Here is a 19,082-nt window from a genome sequence, read left to right as displayed (position 1 = left end):
CCCTAGAAAAAAGTTCCGGTTTCCGTTAAAGTTGCCAATGAAATTCGGTTATCTTATAATAGTATCGTTGTAACTCCTCAATTACCTCTTTCGGCCTGCATCGTGCCAGGTTCCAATCAATCGGGCAAGACTGCCCTTTATTGCATACTCTTGCAAGACACAAGAAATCAAAAAAATTGAATAGGATAGGTGGACGGAGTAGAATACTGTCTACAGTTGTCTAAAATGTCTGATTAAAAATTCGGGGGTGTTTTTCGTTGAGGTTATCACCAGTTGAACAGGAAAAACTAATGTTGCATATGGCTGGAGAGCTTGCCATCAAGCGTAAGGAGCGCGGGGTGAAGTTGAATTATCCCGAGGCTGTTGCTTTTATTTGTCATTTTATTATGGAAGGTGCGCGTGACGGAAAGTCCGTTGGGCAGTTGATGAGTGAAGGCAAGCAGCTGCTGACGGTGGACGATGTGATGGAAGGCGTCGGTGATATGGTGAAGGATGTGCAGATCGAGTGTACGTTCCCGGATGGGACGAAATTGGTCACTGTGCATCACCCAATTCAATAACAGAAGGGGGTTTTTCTTTTGAAACCAGGAGAGATCAAAGCTGCTGAAGGATGGATTGAAATTAATGTGGGGCGTGATACGAAGACGGTGAAGGTCGCAAATACAGGCGACCGTCCGATTCAAGTCGGGTCTCATTTCCATTTCATTGAGGTGAATAAGTTTCTTGAGTTCGATCGTGAACAGGCGGTCGGCATGCATTTGAATATTCCTTCCGGGACTGCGGTGCGTTTTGAGCCGGGCGAGGAGAAGGAAGTGGAGCTCGTCGAGTTTGGCGGAAGGCGCCATGTGTTCGGGTTGAATAAGTTGACGGAAGGTTCCACTCATAAGAAGGATGAAATCGTTGAGAAGGCGTCGGATGGCGGATTTAAAGGAGCTGACAGTTAAGTGAGAATTTCACATGAACAGTATGCAAGGATGTTCGGCCCGACTGTGGGTGACAAGGTCCGTTTAGCGGATACCGATTTATGGATTGAAATTGAAAAAGACTATACAACCTACGGAGACGAAGGTATTTTTGGAGGCGGGAAGTCCCTTCGCGTGTCGATGGGGCAGAACGGTGAAAAGACTTCCGAAGATGGGGTATTGGATACGGTAATTACGAATGCGACAATCATTGATCATACGGGAATCGTGAAAGCGGATATCGGGATCAGGAACGGAAGGATCGCCGGGATCGGTAAGGCGGGGAATCCGAATACGATGGACGGTGTCGATCAAGGCATGATCATCGGTGTCGGCACTGAGGTATATGGAGGAGAAGGGTTGATTGCGACAGCGGGTGCAATCGACACGCATATCCACCTCATCAGTCCAGAACAGGTGGAAGTCGCATTGAACGCAGGGACGACAACATTCATCGGCGGTGGGACAGGTCCTGCGTCAGGTTCTACTGCAACGACGGTGACACCGGGGAAATGGCATTTGCATCGGATGCTTCAGCAGATTGAAGACATTCCGTTAAATATCGGTATCTTCGGAAAGGGAAGCGCTGCGTTTCCTGCACCGCTTGTTGAACAGATCCGCGCGGGCGCAATCGGATTGAAAATCCATGAGGACTGGGGAGCGACTCCGTCTGCATTGGACCAAAGCTTAACGGTGGCAGATGAATATGACGTTCAGATCGCATTGCACTCTGATACGTTGAATGAGGCGGGATTCGTCGAGGATACGATCGATGCAATCAATGGACGTGTCATCCACGTATTCCATACTGAAGGAGCTGGCGGAGGCCATGCGCCTGACCAGTTGAAAATGGCGTCACTACCGAATGTCTTGCCGGCATCGACGAATCCGACGAAGCCGTTTACAGTCAATACGATCGATGAGCATATGGACATGCTCATGGTGTGCCACCATTTGAAGCGCGACGTGGCGGAAGATGTCGCTTTTGCGGATTCACGCATCCGTCCGGAAACGATTGCTGCTGAGGATATTATGCAGGATGAGGGGATTCTGAGCATCATGTCATCCGACTCCCAGGCGATGGGCCGGGTCGGGGAAGTGGCGATCCGGACGTGGCAGACGGCGGATAAGATGAAGAAACAACGAGGTCCGCTCCCGCAGGACGAAGAGAAAGACAATGATAACTATCGCGTCAAGCGCTATATTTCAAAATATACGATCAACCCTGCGATCGCCCAAGGGATTTCCCATGAAGTCGGTTCGATTGAGGATGGGAAATTGGCGGATATCGTTTTATGGGAACCAGCATTTTTTGGCATCAAAGCGTCAGTTGTCATAAAAGGCGGCATCGCTGTTTACGCAGCGACAGGTGATCCGAATGCTTCGATTCCGACGCCGCAGCCGTTCATGGGCCGCCGGATGTACGGCTACCATGGACAAGGTCCGCAAAACTCCTCAATGACATTCTTGCCGAAAATCGCTGTGGAGGAAGGTCTTCCGGAAGAACTCGGGCTGAAGAAGATGATCGGAACGGTTAAAAATTGCCGTAATGTGTCAAAAGCGGACATGAAGCATAATAGCGAAATGCCTGTGATCGACGTAGATCCGGAGACATACGAAGTGAAAATTAACGGGGAACTCGCCACATGCGAACCAGTTGACGTCCTACCTATGGCACAGAGATACTTCTTATTCTGAATTGGTAAGTCTTTGAAAAGAAGGAGAATGCAAGATGCTAATTGAAAAAATCATAGGCAATATCGGTGATACAGAAGAAATTCCAGGAAAGCGCATCGAGTGGGTCGAACTTGAATGGGAAGAACTGAGCAAGCGTATTCTGCGGACGGAAACGACAGAAGGCACAGATGTCGCATTGCGCATCAACCAGGAAGAGCCCTTGAAATACGGCGATCTATTATTTGAAGACGACAATCGCGCCATCGCAATCCGGACGAAAATGGAACAGGTCATCGTCATCCGACCGAAGGATATAGTCGAAATGGGCAAGGCCGCATTTGAGCTTGGCAACCGCCATACTCCAGCACTGATCGAAAAAGATGAAATTGTCGTCCGCGCAGATCACACGTTGGCGCCATTATTGGATGAGGTGGGTGTGGACTATGAAACGACCGAACGACGATTCAAGCAACCTTTCAAATACCGTGGCCATTCCCACTGATATACAGTTTCTGAGACTTCTCCAAATCCATGATTCGGCATTCCCGATCGGCACATATACGCAATCCTACGGGATGGAGACGTATATCCAGGAGGATACAATCCGGACTAAGGAAGAGCTGATCGCTTTTTGTACGACTTTCCTCTTTCAGAATCTCGTATATGGCGATGCGATCCTCATTCAGGAGGCGCATAAGGCTGCAAAGGGCCGGGACGTCGATCGGCTTCTGCATTTGGAAAACCTTTGCGGCGCTATCAAGCTCGCTAAGGAGTCCAGGGATGCAAGCGTCAATTTGGGCAGGCAGTTCATCAAAACGGTTTCACCGCTCGTCGAGGATGCTTTTTTCGACGAGTGGAAAAATCGGATTGCGGCGAATGAAATCAAAGGCCATTATGCGATTCTTTATGGCATTTATTGCGCCGTCAATAATATGGATGCGCATTATGCGGTCCTTTCGTATTTATTCTCATCGGTGAACGGGATTGTCACAAATGCAGTACGCGCAGTGCCATTCGGTCAAAACACAGGTGTGCAGGCGGTGCATCTGTTGGCGGAAGAGGCGGTTGCGGCTGCCGGGATCGTCGCCGGTTTGACGGAAGCGGATATTAGCAATAATGCGCTAGGCATCGAGCTTGCATCGATGAAGCACGAATATTTACATTCTAGATTATTCATTTCATGACAGGAGGCGTTTCTATATATGAAACCAGTACGTATTGGCATCGGGGGTCCCGTCGGGTCGGGCAAAACATCGCTCGTCGACGCATTGACCCGTGCGATGCATGAGGACTATAACGTTGCAGTTATTACGAATGATATATACACACGCGAGGATGCTCAATTCCTGATGAATCATGGCGTGTTGGGTGAAGACAGGATTCTTGGTGTGGAGACTGGCGGATGCCCGCATACGGCAATCCGTGAAGATGCTTCCATGAATTTCGCAGCAATTGATGAATTGAAGGAACGTTTCCAAGATCTTGACATCGTTTTCGTCGAGAGCGGCGGGGATAACCTGTCGGCTACGTTCAGCCCTGAACTTGTAGATGGATATATCTACGTCATCGACGTTGCGGAAGGACAGGATATTCCGAGAAAAGGCGGCCCGGCGTTGACAAGATCGGATCTTTTATTGGTCAATAAAACGGACCTTGCCCCGCATGTCGGCGTTGACCTTGAACTGTACGAGAGCGACGTGAAGAAGATGAGAGGCGGCCGCCCTTATGTCTTAGCGGACGTCCGGACACGGAAAAATGTCGACCAGATCGTCAATTGGATTAAACGGAATATGCTATTAGAAGGCGCGGGAACAGCGAGTGGTGAGTAAAGTGACACGGAGGCACCATAACGGCAAACTGGATATGGTGTTTGAGCCGAGAAGAGGCTATACACGGATGCCGCATGTATTTCAGCAGCCTCCTTTAAAGGCGAGCCGCGAGCTGTACGAAGGCAGTGATCCGACGGCGACGGTGTTTGTGATGGAATCGTCGGGCGGCATGGTGGCGGGAGATCGCAATGATATAACGATCCGCCTATTGCCGGGAAGTAAAGCGAGGATCATCCAGCAATCGGCGTTGAAAGTGTACCGGTCGCATACGGGCGAAACGTGCGTCCAATCGATTGACGTGGAGCTGGAGGAAGAATCGCGCCTCGAATGGATGCCGGAAGTGATCATCCCATTCGCGGACTCCAAATTTCTTATGGAAACGACGATTCATCTTAAGAAGGGCGCCACATTGCTTTGGGGTGAAATCATCGCACCCGGCCGCGAGATGCGCGGTGAAGTATTCGATTTCTCTTCATTGAAATCAATGATGAAGATTTACGTCGAAGAGGAGCTGCTCGCTTTCGACAGCCTCCGTTTCGTCCCGGACAATCTGCATCTCAATGGACTTGGTTTACTTGAAGATGCATTGTATGTCGGCTCTATTTGGCTCGTTTCGGAAAAGGCCGATGAAATCGATCTGCGGGCGATCCATGAAGCGATGAATGTCGGCGACGGATTGAGGGCGGGCGTGACCAGACTCGCGGGAAATGCGGTGCATTGCCGTTTTCTCGGGGTGAATCAATGGAGACTTCAGCAGGAATTGAAACGGGTATTTTCCGAGCTGGCGGCACTCATATAAAGTGGGGTAAACTATGGATAAACGTAAAATACTACTAGTCTTAATCAGTATGCTCCTGCTCGTTGCCGTCGCAGGATGTGGAAAAAAAGCAGCACCCGCCGCGAAAGAAAACAGCCTCATCTATGCTTCGGAATCCGAGTTTGATGGACTGAATCCGATTCTTGAGGAGACGAACGTGGACGCGCTTCTATTCCGCGGGCTTTTCCGTTTCGATGAAAACAACGAACCGAAAGCCGATATCGCAGAGTCATTCGACATGTCCGATGACAAGTTGACATATACATTCAAGTTGCGGGAAGACATCCGGTTCCACGACGGTGAACCGCTGACTGCGGACGATGTCATCTTTACGATTGAAAGTGTGTTAGATGACAAGAATGCCTCGTTCCTGAAGTCTGACTTCCTTGAAGTGGAGTCGCTGAAGAAAATTGAGGACTATAAATTCGAACTGAAACTAAAGCGTCCTTTCACGCCGATTTTGGATAAATTGACGCTGCCGATTCTGCCGAAGCATGCGTTTAATGGCGTTGAGATGCGGACAGCGGACTTCAATAGCCATCCGATCGGTGCAGGTCCGTATGAATTTGACCGATGGGACCGCGGCAACAGCTTGACGTTGAAAGCGTATGAGCATTTCCATGGCACGAAGCCGTCCATTGCTAAAGTCATCTTCAAATTCATCCCCGACAGCAATGTGCGGGCATTGCAATTAGCTTCAGGCGAGGTCGACATCGCTCTTCTCGATCCGGTGCAAGTCGGTGAACTGGAAAAACGCAATCATGTGAAAATCTATAATATCGACACTGCCGACTACCGCGGGATCCTTTTCAATATGCAAAATGATCTGTGGCAAGATGTGCGGGTTCGGCAGGCATTCAGCTATGCCATTGATCGGGTGCAAATTGTGAAAGGCATCTTGAAAGGCTTCGGAGAAGAGGCCTATTCGCCGCTCCAAAAGCATGCCTTTCATAATGAAGACATTGAAACGTACAGCTATGACATCGAGCAAGCTGGAAAGTTGCTGGATGAAGCAGGCTGGAAAAAAGCGGACGACGGATTCCGTTATAAGGATGACCGGAAGTTGAGCTTTACGATTACGACACCTGCGTCCGACGCAGTGCGTGTCAATATGGCGAATTATGTCGCCGAGGGCTACAAATCGATCGGTGCAGATGTCAATGTGGCTGCGCTTGACTGGAGTGCCATCACGATTGAAGAGACAGATGCTTTCATGATCGGATGGGGCAGCCCGTATGACGCGGATCATCATACGTACATCTTGTTCCATTCGGATGAATCAAGTTTGACGGGATCCGGTTATAATTTTGGAAGCTACTCGAATGAAAAAGTGGATGCATTGCTTGAAAAAGGACGTTTATCAATGGATGAAAAGGAACGGCAAGCAAGCTATATGGCCTTCCAAGAAGAGTTGGCAAACGATCCGGCATTCGCATTTATCGCTTATGTCAATGCAGTCTATGGCATTCACGGAAATATCGAAGGCGTGAAGGAGCGTACGCTTGGCCATCACGGCTCCGGTTTCCTTTGGAATGTCGAGGAGTGGAAATGGAATGACCGTTAAATGGATTGGGAAGCGCATGATGCTAGGGGCACTCGTCCTCTTCATCGTGAGCTTCCTCTCTTTTTTCATAATGCATGCAAGTCCGGGAAGCTCTGCGACGGCGTATTACGGAGGTAATGCCCAGACGTTGACCACTGCTGAAAAGGAACGGATCAGCGAAGCCTTTGCACTGGATCGTCCATTGATCGTCCAATATGGGGCGTGGCTGAAACAGACGGTGCAAGGTAATCTTGGCGTGTCCGCGAAGGAGGGCCGTCCCGTCGCTTCGATTCTTGGGGAGCGGCTGCCGAATACATTGCTGTTGTTCGGTGTGTCAATGTTCTTCATCATCATCGGGTCAATCTGGCTCGGGATGACGGCGGGCATGAGACCCGGGTCGCTGCTCGACAGGGGGCTGTCGGCTTTCAGCATAGCATCTTCATCCATCCCGGCGTTTTGGCTCGGGATTTTATTCATTTACCTATTCGCTGTCACGCTTGGCGTCTTGCCGTCTTCGGGGACGGGAAGCCTGGGCGGGGACGGCGGTTTTGTTGATAAAATCAAGCATCTCATCATGCCGGCATCCGTCGTCGTTCTGACGCATGTCGGCCTTTACGCGCGCTTCCTCCAAGAGAGTGTCAAAGCGGAAATCGGAAGCTATTATGTAATGGCGGCGAGGGCGAACGGTGTGGAGGAGCGGGAAATAAGGCGTGGCGTGTTGAGGAATGCATTCATCCCTTATTTGAATTATCTTGGTGTGACAATCCCTTCGTTTTTCGGGGGATCCGTCATTGTTGAGGCTTTATTTGCGTGGTCGGGTCTTGGCCAACTGCTTGTGAAATCCGTCATGGTGAAGGATTATCCGCTGCTCATGGGTGGCATCATGCTGACAGGGCTAATTGTCGTCGTAAGCCTATTTGCCATTGACGTGCTCATGTACACGCTCGATCCGAAGCTTCGGAAAGGGGAGTTGGGCGGATGAAATCTCGGAAGAAACTTGTCTTCTGGTGCTCGCTTCTCGGCCTGATCCTTGCCATGACAATGCTATCCGATCTTCTCGCAACACAACCCGTGAATGAAATGGATTTGGACTCCGTGTATTCGCCGCCTGGAGAGGGTCATCTGTTAGGGACGGATCATCTTGGCCGTGATGTTTTTTCGCGTTTATTGCAAGGTGGAAAGGTCACTTTGGCTGTAGCGGTCTTGTCGGTTGCATTGTCATTTGTTATCGGTGTTATATACGGAGGAATCAGCGGTTATGTCGGCGGATGGACTGATAGCGTCATGATGCGGATTTTGGAAGCTCTTATTTCCATTCCCTCCCTTATTTTCGTCTTAGCGTTCCAGGCGGTCATGCAAGGCGGAATGTGGGGGATGACGTTCATCATTGGTGTGACGGGCTGGTTTACGACGGCCCGGATTGTCCGCTCGGAATTCATCCGGCTGAAGGATGCGGACTATGTGAAGATGGCAAAAATGTTCGGCACACCGGTTTGGAGAATCCTTACAGGGCATCTGCTGCGCAATAGTCTGCCGCCGCTGTTCGTCGTTACAATCTTCAATTTGGCAGGGGCGGTATTCATCGAAGTGTCGCTCAGCTTCCTCGGAATCGGCATACCGCCTTCGATTCCATCGTGGGGAAATATGCTGTACAATGCACAAAATGATCTGTTGATCGGCGCATGGTGGATCGGTGTATTCCCTGGATTGCTGATCTTCCTCACGATACTTTCCATTAACTTCATCGGCGAAGCGTTGAAAAATTCCGGAAGGAGGCGTTTCCATGCTTGAGGCGAAAGGGTTATCGGTTAAAATCAATGGAATCCCGGTCGTAACAAACAGCTCGTTTTTCATTCCGGAAGGGAAAATAACAGCGATGATCGGAGAAAGCGGCAGCGGGAAAAGCATGACGGTTGCGGCATTGCTACGGATGTTGCCCGCTGGTGCGCTAGCTTCCGGAGAGATTCGTTTTATGGGCACCGATTTATTGAAGGCGACGAATGAAGAGATGGCGGTGTTGAGGAAAAAGGAGTTTTTCACGATCTTCCAAGACGCTTTGAACAGCTTCAATCCAAGCGTGAAGATGGATCGGCAGCTGTATGCATTTTCCGCCGGCCGGGTCGGCGATGACCAGGAAAGCTTCCGGAAGAAGATGAAGGCGATTCTCGGAAAGCTAAGCTTGTCTGCGGAAATTTTGAATCAGTATCCATTCGAATTATCGGGCGGGATGCTGCAACGATGCATGATTGCCTGCGCTTTGTATGTGAAACGAGCATTGCTCATTGCAGATGAGCCGACGTCCGCACTCGATAAAGTCGTGCAAAAGGAATTTCTGAAATGGCTCCGACTATTGAATGAAAGCGGTACGACGGTATTGATCATAACGCATGATCTGGATGTCGTTGCAGACGTGGCGGATGAAATGATTGTCATGCGAAAAGGTGAAATCGTGGAGACGGGTGCAGTTGCAGATGTCTTGGCGAGGCCGACGCATGAATATACAAAGCGTTTGTTGGATAGCCGATTTTAGGAAAGGGGGTGTAGGGATTGCTGAGAGTTGAACATCTGTCGAAAAGCTATGGCAGGGGAAAACGAAGGAAGAGGATCCTTCATGACATTAATTTGTCGGTAGGTGACGGTGAGCTCGTTGGAATCGTCGGGGAAAGCGGCAGCGGGAAAAGTACATTGGCGCGCCTGATTATGCGATTGGAGTCTGTGGATGAAGGATCGGTTTCATTCACGGCAAATGGTAACTTCTATGCCTCCTGTCAAATCGTCTTCCAAAACGCATCTGCCGCTATGAACCCTTCCTGGACGGTCCGTGATATTTTAAAGGAACCACTACGGTTGATGAAAGGCGATCGGGATGCGTATATCCTTATGATGCTAGGAAGAGTAGGCTTGGAAGAGAAGCATTTGGACCGGCGTCCTTCGGAATTAAGCGGAGGCGAACGACAGCGGGTGAATTTGCTGCGCTCAATGCTTGTAGAGCCGAAGCTGTTGATTTGCGATGAAATCGTGTCCAATCTGGATCGGTTGATTCAGAAAGAGATTGTTGAGCTCATTCAGAAGATGAATCGGGAGATGGGCATGGCAATTCTGTTCATTTCTCATGACCTCAAAGTCGTGCAGCACTTATGCGACCGAGTGTATGTAATGGAGGGCGGCGGGATTGTCGAGGAAAGTGTGAAGCGGGATGGCAGGTTTTCATTCACACATCCTTACTCCCTGATGCTGTTCGAGTGAGCCTGTTCAACCTTTTGGAAGTGGGTATACTGGAAAAGAGAAGTAGAAGGAGATGGACAACTATGGAACAACGGCCGATGAGCCAATCACGCACAATCATTTCGAAACTTGTATTGCCGCCGGACACGAACCATATGCAGACAATTTTTGGTGGAAAGGTCTTGGCATACATAGATGAAATTGCTGCCATTGCGGCAATGAAACATTCGAACAAGGCGGCAGCCGTAACTGCCTCCATCGATTCGGTCGACTTCCTGTCGTCCGCGAAGGTCGGGGATGTACTCGAACTCGAAGCTGTCGTCAGCTCAACAGGGCGTACATCGATGGAAATATTCGTCTCGGTGCATTCGATGGATCTGTTGACGGGTGCGAAAAAACTGACGACGGAATCATTCCTGACGATGGTCGCCATGGATGAAAACAACAAGCCGACACCGGTTCCAGGCGTCTACCCGGAAACCGAAGCGGAAAAACGGCTATTCGACACCGGCCCCGCCCGCCGGAATCACCGGAAACTGCGCAGGGAAATTAAACATTGATGAAAGCCGCCTTATAGGGCGGCTTTTTGTGTGGAGAGATTTTATACAGCAGAAATTGTCGTTGGCATGAGTCTCTTTCACTGTGCTTACTGGTTTTTACAAAATGCATGTAATGCGAAACCTGTACTGATGGAAAATGAAAATTCGCCGCTTTCACGATCACCACTTTGCATTCGTAACTAAGCATGAAAATCTTATTGAAACCTCAACTGACCTTCCTCCGTATATGAGGAAAGGAGTGAGTGCGATGAGGACGGGTATCCATGAACGGCAAATGGAGCTGACGATGCTGCGAAATGAACGGAATCGAGTGAAGCGCCGTCTCGACGGGGCGGAGGCGCAATATAAGGAGGCGGTCCGGTTGCGCAATCGCCTGCATCGGCAGCTGTCTAAGGAGCAGCAGGATGTTGTGAAGTTGGGCAAGTTTTCATTTGCGAATAAAATCAAAGAGTGGACAGGAAAATGGGATGAGCAAATGGAGAAGGAGATTAATGAAGTCGCAGAGGCTGAGCTGAAATACAATGAAGCCGAAAAGACGGTGACCGATTTGAAAGCGGAAGTCGGGAGGCTGCGCACCGAGATGAACCGGGAGGAATTCCTCTATGTCGATGAGGATTGGGAAGATTTCTTAAAGGAGAAAGAGGCGTGGATCCGGCAAAATGATACTGTGGCAAATGGGACGCTGCAGAAAATTGCCGATGACCGGGTTCGTGTACGAGCGTTAGTGAGGGAAATCGACGAGGCGTATGAAGCGGGCGATAAAGCGAAACGGACGCTGGATGCTGCGCTCGATAAGCTAGGCAACGCGGAAGGACTCTCCATGTGGGATACGTTCTTAGGCGGCGGGCTCATCGTTTCGGCGCTGAAGTATTCGGAAATGAATAGTTCGGATGATCTTGTACATCGTGCGCAACGGGCGCTTCGCCATTATGAAACGGAATTGATGGACGTCCAAAATGCCGCGACGGAATCGTTCAATGTGAATCAAAACGACATTTTCACATTTACGGATATTTTCTTTGATAATATCTTCTCCGACTGGGCGGTCCATTCGCGGATTACAGATGCGAAGGTCAAGTTGAACACCGTGCTCCACGACGTTCGCCGCGTGCAGGACCAGTTGCGGCGGAAACGCGATGAAGCGATGGAAGAATTAAACCGGCTGGATCAGCAGGAGAAGGATATTATTGTGTCTTAATTGACATATTACACCTTTGTATATACAATGTATATACAAAGGTGGTGTGTCGACATGTACCAAGTGAAGAAATGGGGGAATAGTCTCGGCATCCGTATTCCCAAAACGGTTAGCGATGAACTATTGCTGCGTGAAAACTCCGAAGTTTACCTTTATGTGGAAAATGATCGTTTAATTATCGAGCCAAAACGAAAGTTTCTTCAGGCAATGATTGATGGTATCAAAGAAGATAATATTCATTCTGAAATTGAATTTGGAGAGCCAGAGGGAGGAGAAGCATGGTGAAGTATGTGCCGGAACGCGGGGATCTGATCTGGCTATCATTCTCGCCACAATCCGGGGCAGAACAAGCGGGAAGACGCCCAGCTATTGTTTTATCGCCTTCCGCTTATAATGAAAAATCAGGACTAGTCCTAGTCTGTCCTGTGACTTCAAAACAAAAAGGCTATCCATTTGAAGTCATGCTAAAGGATTCATTAAAAACCTCTGGAACTGTGCTTTCCGACCAGGTGCTTAGTCTAGATTGGCGCGCAAGAGAAGCCAGTTTCATCGAACATATTGATGAGGCAGCACTGGCGGATATACTTGAAAATGTCCGTCTGCTCCTGGATTAACTCACTTTATTCAAACTCCAAAAACTCAACCCGGTTGCCGAACGGATCGTGTGTGAAGAAACGAGCACGCCCTGCGATCGGCGACTCTTCTGTAATTTCACATCCCGCCGTTTCCAATCGGGATTTCAATTGTTCAAGCGCATGTACGGTGAAGCCGGGATGCGCTTTTTTGGCTGGTATGAAATCGACCTGGATGCCGATATGGATTTCCTGTGAGCCGCATTGGAACCAGCAGCCGCCACGGGCCTGCAAGTTTTCAGGCTTCGGAACATCCTCCATTCCGAGCAGGTTGCCGTAAAATTCGCGTGCCTGTTCTTCCGAATGAGGAGGTGCCGCGATTTGGATATGGTCAATACCGGTAAGAAATTGAGTCATAGTACTTCTCCCCTTTTATGGTTGTTATCTTCAGTGTAGATGAGTTGGTCAAGAGAAGCTATGACGGGAAATGGAACAATATGTATAAGTGTTGCTTATGGGTTATTTACTTCGTGATAAGTTACGCGGGCAGAATTCTATTGGTCCCCCTCTTTTGTCGTGATAAATGCCTCTGACAAATTAAAACCTCTATGAATGGGGTGGATCATTAGTCCTGAAATGACGATATAAATGTGAAAATGACCGATAACTTCCTAGAAATGACCGATAACATCGCTCAAGTGACCGATAACTTCCGGGAAATGATCGATAACCTTCAGAAATTGATCGATAACTCGATTCAACATCTACAACAGGACTTTCTATTCATTTCATAAAAATCATTCAATTTCCTTTACATTCCAGTTTGCGTTAGTGTACTATGTAACTAATACACCAGTACAGGAGGGGTAGATGGTGAAGCAGTGGAATGGTTTATTGCAAAAGGAATGGGTCCAGTGGAGAGGGCAGATCATGGTGGTGATCTTTTTACTACTGGCGGGATTGTTTATATTGCCGTACTTTGCGGGGGTGCTTGCAGCAGGGGAAGTTTCCGTATTTGAAATGACGATGGTCATTGGTTTCGTAGCGGCAGGTGCATGCATATTGGTTCCTGTCATTGCGTTCTCGATGATGTTCAACAGGGACATGAAAAGGCCGGATTTATGGTTTCATTCGACAGCTTCCACAGTGAAGCTTGTCGCGGTGAAAATGGTGATGTCATCCGGACTGGGCTTGGCGTACTTGCTTGTTACAGCGTTTGTTGTTGCGATTGGTTTTGCAATTACACCTCAACCGGAAGCCATTTTCAATGAGTTGTTGTTTTACGGAAGTTTTCTGGTCGGCGGAGTATTTATCGCTTCCATACAGTTCATGGTTTATGGATTTTTCTTTATCGTCATCGACCAGTTGTTGAAGCCTTTTCTTAAAGGATTTTCCTTTGTCGTTACATTGATTTTATTAATCATTTCAGTAAGGATATACGGTGAGGTTACGGTTTCCGACATTTACGGGAAATTCATACAGGTAGGCGGTTTCGATTTGATGTCTCTTAAGAACCCGGTGATCGATCTCAAATATGATTACTTCACCGTCACGGATACAGTTTTATACACAGGAGAGATTATATTCGCGGTTCTCTTTACTGTCGGTTTGTTCTATTTGGCAATCGCCTTGTTTGAGAAGAGGGTGAGGCTATGACGGGCTGGAATGGTTTATTTCGTAAAGAATGGATGTTGATGAGATATTCATTCATTGCGTTTATCGTGCTCTTCATCGTGATTGCCGTATCAAGTTTCACGCCCTTGGCGGTCGGGGGCATATTTGACCTTACAGAAACTACGAATATGTTCTCGTTTTTTCAAATGTATTTTGGAGCGTTGCTTTTCATTCACAGTCTTCATACGGATATGAAGCGGCCGGATGTATGGCTGCATTCTCCAGCTTCAATAACACGGCTTTTAGGCTCCAAGATGCTAATGGCTTTACTATTAGTCGGACTATCTAACCTAATTTGGACTGGCATAGGGATTGTCGTCCATTTCATGGGTGGATTTGAAGGGGTCATCCCTGGATGGCCGAACTTGCTAAAAGTATTCCTTATTACTATTTTTGCGATATCAGCAAGCTTGCCGATATGGGTGATCTACAGGCTTTTGTCATTGAGAATTGGCTGGTTGGCGATAATTGTTTTGTTACTATTTTTCTTCTTTGGATCAATGGCATGGGGAATTATAGAAGTTATATGGGGAGAATTTGGACCTAACATAGGTTCACTCGTATACATCCTCGTTTCAATTGTATTATTCGTTAGCGGAGCAATCCTGCTTGAAAAGAAAGTGAGGTACTGACGATGAGCATTGATTTTTTACCGGATAAGCCGATTTACCAGCAGCTCATCGACCGGATTTTGGGGGATATTATGCGTGGCACTTTGAAGGCGGGGGAGAAGTTGCCTTCCGTCCGTGAATACGCAGTTGAAGTTGGCGTGAATGCGAACACGATGCAGCGCGTCTACAAGGAATTGGAGCAGATGGAGATCACGGAGACAAGAAGGGGGCAGGGATCGTTCGTGACGGAAAATCAAGAGAAAATTATGGCGCTTCGCAATGAAATGAAGGAGCAGCTCGTGACGACATTCCTTCAAAGTGTGGCGGCATTCGGATTTACGACTGACGAAATTGTAAAGTGTCTGCAGGAACGGGGTGGCGAAAATGATTGAGTTGAAACAGATCGTGAAGAAGTATGGCAGTAAGAGGGCATTGCAGGATGTGACTGTGTCGATTCCTAGAGGGAAAGTGATCGGGCTTGTCGGTGAAAATGGAAGCGGCAAGTCGACGTTATTGAAAATGATGGCAGGTTTGTTGACGCCGAATAGCGGAAGTACGACGTTTGACGGGCAACCAATTACGCGGCGTATTGCTTCACGAGTTGCCTATATGTCCGACACCGATGATTTCTATACGTACTTTACCGTGCAGCAGCTGATCGATTTCTACGAATCACAATTCGAGGATTTCGACATGGTCAAAGCGAAGGAGATTGTGCAATTTCTGAATGTGTCGCTTACTTCGCGGATAAAAAGCTTGTCCAAAGGGAACCGTGGACGTGTGAAAATCGCCGTAACACTTGCACGGGAAGCAGATTACTACTTGCTTGATGAGCCGTTTTCAGGCCTCGATCCGATGGTGAGAGATGATATCGCGAAAGGGCTCATCCGCTTTACGGACCCGGAGCGTCAGTCGGTCATCATGTCGACGCATGAAATTCGGGAAGTGGAGCCGCTGCTGGATGAAATCATCGTCATGCGGGGCGGGCGGTTGATCGCCCATGAGGCGGTCGATGAAATAAGGGACTTTTACGGAATCGATGCAACGAGCTGGATGGTATCTTTGTTCAAAGAACGTCAAGTGGAAAGGGAGTTGGGAAAATGAAGCCGGTAGTGGAATTGAAGAATTTATCCAAAACGATTCGAAGCAAGAAAATCATCGACAATTTGAATCTGTCGCTGTATCCGGGGCAGATCACGGGCTTCCTCGGTCCGAATGGTGCGGGGAAAACGACGACGATCAGAATGATGGTCGGGCTCATGAAGCAGACGGAGGGCGATATCGTCATCGAAGGGGTTTCATTGCGGGACAACTTCGAGGAAGGACTTTCAAAGGTTGGCGTTATTGTTGAGAATCCTGAAATGTATAAATTTATGTCAGGTTATAAGAATTTGCTGCATTTTGCCCGCATGCATAAAGGTGTGACGAAAGAGCGGATCGATGATGTCGTCCGCCAAGTCGGGATGCAAAATCGTATCCATGAAAAAGTAGGGACCTATTCGCTCGGAATGCGTCAACGTTTAGGCCTCGCGCAGGCTCTCCTGCACCGGCCGAAGTTCTTGATTCTGGATGAACCGACGAATGGACTCGATCCTGCGGGAATCCGTGAATTCAGGCAGTACCTTCGTAAGATTGCCGAAACGGAAGGGGTATCCGTCTTCGTTTCCAGCCATATGCTCTCCGAAATTGAGCTCATGTGCGACCGGATTGCTATCATCCAAAACGGCAAGCTGATTGATATCCGTGAAATGTCCGAGGCACGGGAATCGTTCTATTATATTGAAGCAACGCCGGCGGAAAAGGCGAAGCAACTGCTTACGGATGGAGGGTTCACGGTGGAGCCGTTTACAGATGGATTGCTCGTCAATGCGGAGCAACATCAAATCCCGGACCTGGTCGAGTCGTTCATTGCCGAAGGGCTGCAAGTGTTTGCGGTTCAGCCGCATCGGAAAACGTTGGAAGATGAGTTCTTAGAGATGACTGGAGGTGGCCAGATTGCTGAAGCTTATGCAAAATGAATGGATGAAATTGTGGCATAAAAAAGGAACATGGATCATGGTCGGTATTCTTGTCATCTTGACAGCCGGAATGATGGGTCTGATGAAATGGATTAGCTTGCAGAATATGGGTGGCGAAATGACAAGGGAAGGGATGATCCAGGATCCATCTTCACTGGGCGGAACTGTCTTATTGCTGACGGTCATCGTTGCAGCGGGCATTGTCGCGTCCGAGTTTTCTCAGGGTACGATTAAGATGCTGCTGACGCGGCCGGTAAAACGATGGAAGATACTTGTATCCAAATTCCTGACCGTGAATCTCTTTGGCATGTTCCTTATGCTGATCGGTTACGTTGTCTATCTCCTCTTGGCGATGCTTTTATTTAAATCAGACGCAGGCGAAAGCCTATCAAGCTGGTCAGTTTGGAGCAAGAGTCTGTATATGCTGCTTCTTTCATTCGGCAACGTATTCATCACTTCGACATTCGCATTTGCAATCGGAAGCGTTTTCCGCTCCAGCTCACTCGCAATCGGTCTGTCGCTGTTCATTTACTTCACCGGCTCAACGATCAGCGCCTTGCTTTCGCAATACGAAATTGCAAAGTACTTGTTCTTCACACATATGGATTTGACCCAATTCGAAACGGGCATGATGTTAGTGCCTGACTTGACGATGCCATTCTCGCTTGCGGTATTGGCCGTTTATATCGTGGTCTTCCTTCTTATCAGCTTTTCGACATTCATAAAACGAGATGTTACAGCTTGATTGGTAGGTATAATTGAACAGAGAATTGATAATTTGCCCAACACCAACCACGTTAATGGTTGGTGTTTTTAGTTCTTTTGAATTAAATAAATACCTTTTGGTGGGCAGATGGATATAGAAAGGAGTCGCGTATTCTGTCGAATCCAGGCGGATTTTTCCCAATTTCCTATAATCATAATGTTTGCTACAGTAAGGATAGCAAAACCGAATCTATTAGGAAAAGAGGAGAATGAATGAAGAGACCATTGAAGGTGCTTGCGGTAATGGCGCTTACAGCAAGTATGCTGATGACAACAGGAGCTGTCTACGCAGAGGACGATTTCCGGGATTTCAAAGAGAATCAGATGAAGCAAAGGGGCGAAACGTTCCGAGTGCTCATCACGGCAACGACTGACCAAGAGTTGCAAGAGCTTCAACAAAACTACGAGCTCCGCAATGAATTCGACGGCCATTCTTACACGACAGATGTGACAGCGAAAGAATTCTCGCTGCTGCAAAACATGCCGCATATCACTGTTGAAAAAGTGGATGTCCTCTCCATCCAAATCGACCCGTCCTCTTTGAAGCTGAATAATGAGGTGGATGCAGCGGCCGCTAGCCAATCCGTTCCTTGGGGAATCAAGGCAATCTATAACGATAATAACTTAACTACTACGACGGGCGGCTCGAACGTAAGAGTCGCCGTGCTCGATACAGGCGTCAATGTGAACCATAACGATCTATACTACAACGCGGAACAATGTAAGGATTTTACGCAAAGCGCGTCGCTAGTGAATAATACGTGCACCGACCGAAACGGGCACGGGACCCACGTTGCGGGAACCGCCTTAGGAGAGGGTGGCGATGACCGTAGAGGCGTTTACGGAGTGGCCCCGAATGCAAAGCTTTGGGCGTATAAAGTATTGAACGACTCCGGAAGCGGATATGCGGATGATATCGCGAATGCAATCCGACACGCGGCAGATGAGGCATACGCACAACGGGTGAAAGTCGTCATCAACATGTCCCTCGGTTCGAACGGAGAAAGTTCGTTGATCACAAATGCCGTCAATTACGCGTATGACCGCGGGGCATTGATTGTCGCGGCAGCAGGAAACGATGGCTTTTCTCCTGGTTCAATCGATTATCCGGCAGCCTTGCCGTCAGCAATTGCAGTCGCGAATCTCGAGAATCGGTTGGAAAACGGCACATATCGTGTCGCCAACTCCTCTTCTCGCGGATATTCAAGGACAGCAGGCGATCATATCATCCAAACGGGGGATGTTGAACTGTCCGCACCGGGCACATCCATATTCTCAACTTGGTACAACGGCGGGTACGCAACAATCAGCGGAACATCCATGGCCACACCGCATGTGGCAGGCTTGGCAGCAAAAGTCTGGGCGGAAAATCCTAGCTTCACAAACGTTCAACTTCGCGCCAACTTGCAAAATCGTGCGAAATCATATGACATCCTCGGCGGTTATCATGCCGGACGAGGTGACGACATTGCATCCGGATTCGGATTCGCACGAGTACGTTAACATTGCCTCCTAATGAAAATCCCATACATTAGGCCGAAAACAGTCCCATACTCCCCTGGGACTGTTTTCTCATGTGTTTATTGAACTGAAATGATATGTTTGAATAGTAAGAAATCAAGGGGGGCTAA

25 protein-coding genes are annotated in these 19,082 nt (G+C 48.5%); 24 read left to right on the top strand and 1 reads right to left on the bottom strand.

Features of this window, described 5'->3' with window-relative positions; all coding sequences use genetic code 11:
• Positions 1-257: 257 nt before the first annotated feature.
• The 16 genes from ureA to mazF all read left to right on the top strand — a co-directional run bounded on the left by ureA (position 258) and on the right by mazF (position 12,425).
• Positions 258-560, top strand: coding sequence for an urease subunit gamma (ureA, locus tag M3191_RS08730; protein ID WP_251700007.1), 303 nt, complete (start codon positions 258-260; stop codon positions 558-560).
• Positions 561-578: 18 nt separating this feature from the next.
• Positions 579-944 (top strand): urease subunit beta, encoded by a 366-nt coding sequence (gene ureB / locus M3191_RS08725; protein WP_251700006.1) that lies wholly within the window; start codon positions 579-581, stop codon positions 942-944.
• Positions 945-974: 30 nt separating this feature from the next.
• Entirely contained in the window at positions 975-2,660 is a 1,686-nt protein-coding gene (gene ureC, locus M3191_RS08720; RefSeq protein ID WP_251700120.1) for an urease subunit alpha, read from the top strand.
• A gap of 34 nt (positions 2,661-2,694) precedes the next feature.
• Positions 2,695-3,141 carry an urease accessory protein UreE gene (locus M3191_RS08715; RefSeq protein WP_251700005.1) on the top strand — a complete coding sequence of 149 codons (447 nt, stop codon included), beginning with the start codon at positions 2,695-2,697 and terminating at the stop codon, positions 3,139-3,141.
• A complete protein-coding gene (locus M3191_RS08710) occupies positions 3,083-3,823 on the top strand; it encodes an urease accessory protein UreF (RefSeq protein ID WP_251700004.1) in 741 nt (246 codons plus the stop codon). The genes M3191_RS08715 and M3191_RS08710 overlap by 59 nt, the downstream gene beginning before the upstream one ends.
• A gap of 18 nt (positions 3,824-3,841) precedes the next feature.
• Entirely contained in the window at positions 3,842-4,468 is a 627-nt protein-coding gene (ureG, locus tag M3191_RS08705) for an urease accessory protein UreG (RefSeq protein WP_251700003.1), read from the top strand.
• Positions 4,461-5,267, top strand: coding sequence for an urease accessory protein UreD (locus M3191_RS08700; protein WP_251700002.1), 807 nt, complete (start codon positions 4,461-4,463; stop codon positions 5,265-5,267). The genes ureG and M3191_RS08700 overlap by 8 nt, the downstream gene beginning before the upstream one ends.
• A gap of 13 nt (positions 5,268-5,280) precedes the next feature.
• Complete coding sequence (locus M3191_RS08695; protein ID WP_251700001.1) at positions 5,281-6,849, top strand: ABC transporter substrate-binding protein; 1,569 nt, start codon at positions 5,281-5,283, stop codon at positions 6,847-6,849.
• Positions 6,839-7,810, top strand: a complete 972-nt coding sequence (locus M3191_RS08690; protein ID WP_251700000.1) for an ABC transporter permease — start codon at positions 6,839-6,841, stop codon at positions 7,808-7,810. The genes M3191_RS08695 and M3191_RS08690 overlap by 11 nt, the downstream gene beginning before the upstream one ends.
• Entirely contained in the window at positions 7,807-8,619 is an 813-nt protein-coding gene (locus M3191_RS08685; protein WP_251699999.1) for an ABC transporter permease, read from the top strand. The genes M3191_RS08690 and M3191_RS08685 overlap by 4 nt, the downstream gene beginning before the upstream one ends.
• Positions 8,612-9,358 carry an ATP-binding cassette domain-containing protein gene (locus M3191_RS08680; protein WP_251699998.1) on the top strand — a complete coding sequence of 249 codons (747 nt, stop codon included), beginning with the start codon at positions 8,612-8,614 and terminating at the stop codon, positions 9,356-9,358. The genes M3191_RS08685 and M3191_RS08680 overlap by 8 nt, the downstream gene beginning before the upstream one ends.
• Positions 9,359-9,375: 17 nt before the next feature.
• A complete protein-coding gene (locus M3191_RS08675; protein ID WP_251699997.1) occupies positions 9,376-10,074 on the top strand; it encodes an ABC transporter ATP-binding protein in 699 nt (232 codons plus the stop codon).
• A 62-nt stretch (positions 10,075-10,136) separates the two neighbouring features.
• Entirely contained in the window at positions 10,137-10,613 is a 477-nt protein-coding gene (locus M3191_RS08670; RefSeq protein WP_251627632.1) for an acyl-CoA thioesterase, read from the top strand.
• A gap of 247 nt (positions 10,614-10,860) precedes the next feature.
• Positions 10,861-11,811, top strand: a complete 951-nt coding sequence (locus M3191_RS08665; protein ID WP_251699996.1) for a hypothetical protein — start codon at positions 10,861-10,863, stop codon at positions 11,809-11,811.
• A 54-nt stretch (positions 11,812-11,865) separates the two neighbouring features.
• Positions 11,866-12,096, top strand: coding sequence for an AbrB/MazE/SpoVT family DNA-binding domain-containing protein (locus tag M3191_RS08660; RefSeq protein WP_251699993.1), 231 nt, complete (start codon positions 11,866-11,868; stop codon positions 12,094-12,096).
• Entirely contained in the window at positions 12,090-12,425 is a 336-nt protein-coding gene (gene mazF, locus M3191_RS08655) for an endoribonuclease MazF (protein ID WP_251699991.1), read from the top strand. Before M3191_RS08660 ends, mazF begins: the two co-directional genes overlap by 7 nt.
• Before the next feature lie 6 nt (positions 12,426-12,431).
• Here mazF and M3191_RS08650 read toward each other — a convergent pair whose 3' ends face one another.
• Positions 12,432-12,800 carry a VOC family protein gene (locus M3191_RS08650; RefSeq protein WP_251699989.1) on the bottom strand — a complete coding sequence of 123 codons (369 nt, stop codon included), beginning with the start codon at positions 12,798-12,800 and terminating at the stop codon, positions 12,432-12,434.
• A 233-nt stretch (positions 12,801-13,033) separates the two neighbouring features.
• Between M3191_RS08650 and M3191_RS08645 the strand changes: the two genes are divergently transcribed.
• The 8 genes from M3191_RS08645 to M3191_RS08610 all read left to right on the top strand — a co-directional run bounded on the left by M3191_RS08645 (position 13,034) and on the right by M3191_RS08610 (position 18,954).
• Positions 13,034-13,177 (top strand): hypothetical protein, encoded by a 144-nt coding sequence (locus M3191_RS08645; RefSeq protein ID WP_251699987.1) that lies wholly within the window; start codon positions 13,034-13,036, stop codon positions 13,175-13,177.
• 79 nt (positions 13,178-13,256) lie between these two features.
• Positions 13,257-14,039, top strand: a complete 783-nt coding sequence (locus tag M3191_RS08640) for a hypothetical protein (protein ID WP_251699985.1) — start codon at positions 13,257-13,259, stop codon at positions 14,037-14,039.
• Entirely contained in the window at positions 14,036-14,689 is a 654-nt protein-coding gene (locus tag M3191_RS08635; protein WP_251699983.1) for a hypothetical protein, read from the top strand. Before M3191_RS08640 ends, M3191_RS08635 begins: the two co-directional genes overlap by 4 nt.
• A gap of 2 nt (positions 14,690-14,691) precedes the next feature.
• Positions 14,692-15,060: a GntR family transcriptional regulator gene (locus M3191_RS08630; RefSeq protein ID WP_251699981.1), complete on the top strand. Its 369-nt coding sequence runs from the start codon at positions 14,692-14,694 to the stop codon at positions 15,058-15,060.
• A complete protein-coding gene (locus M3191_RS08625) occupies positions 15,053-15,772 on the top strand; it encodes an ABC transporter ATP-binding protein (RefSeq protein WP_251699979.1) in 720 nt (239 codons plus the stop codon). The genes M3191_RS08630 and M3191_RS08625 overlap by 8 nt, the downstream gene beginning before the upstream one ends.
• Positions 15,769-16,686, top strand: coding sequence for an ABC transporter ATP-binding protein (locus tag M3191_RS08620; RefSeq protein WP_251699978.1), 918 nt, complete (start codon positions 15,769-15,771; stop codon positions 16,684-16,686). Before M3191_RS08625 ends, M3191_RS08620 begins: the two co-directional genes overlap by 4 nt.
• Positions 16,664-17,431 (top strand): ABC transporter permease, encoded by a 768-nt coding sequence (locus M3191_RS08615; protein ID WP_251699976.1) that lies wholly within the window; start codon positions 16,664-16,666, stop codon positions 17,429-17,431. The genes M3191_RS08620 and M3191_RS08615 overlap by 23 nt, the downstream gene beginning before the upstream one ends.
• A 233-nt stretch (positions 17,432-17,664) precedes the next feature.
• Positions 17,665-18,954, top strand: a complete 1,290-nt coding sequence (locus M3191_RS08610; protein WP_251699974.1) for a S8 family peptidase — start codon at positions 17,665-17,667, stop codon at positions 18,952-18,954.
• The last annotated feature ends 128 nt before the right edge of the window (positions 18,955-19,082 follow it).

The organism is Sporosarcina luteola, assembly GCF_023715535.1.
In the GTDB taxonomy this organism is placed as follows: Bacteria; Bacillota; Bacilli; order Bacillales_A; family Planococcaceae; genus Sporosarcina; species Sporosarcina luteola_B.
Note: the sequence above shows the minus strand (reverse complement) of the source record. Positions and strands in the feature narration are given on the sequence as shown.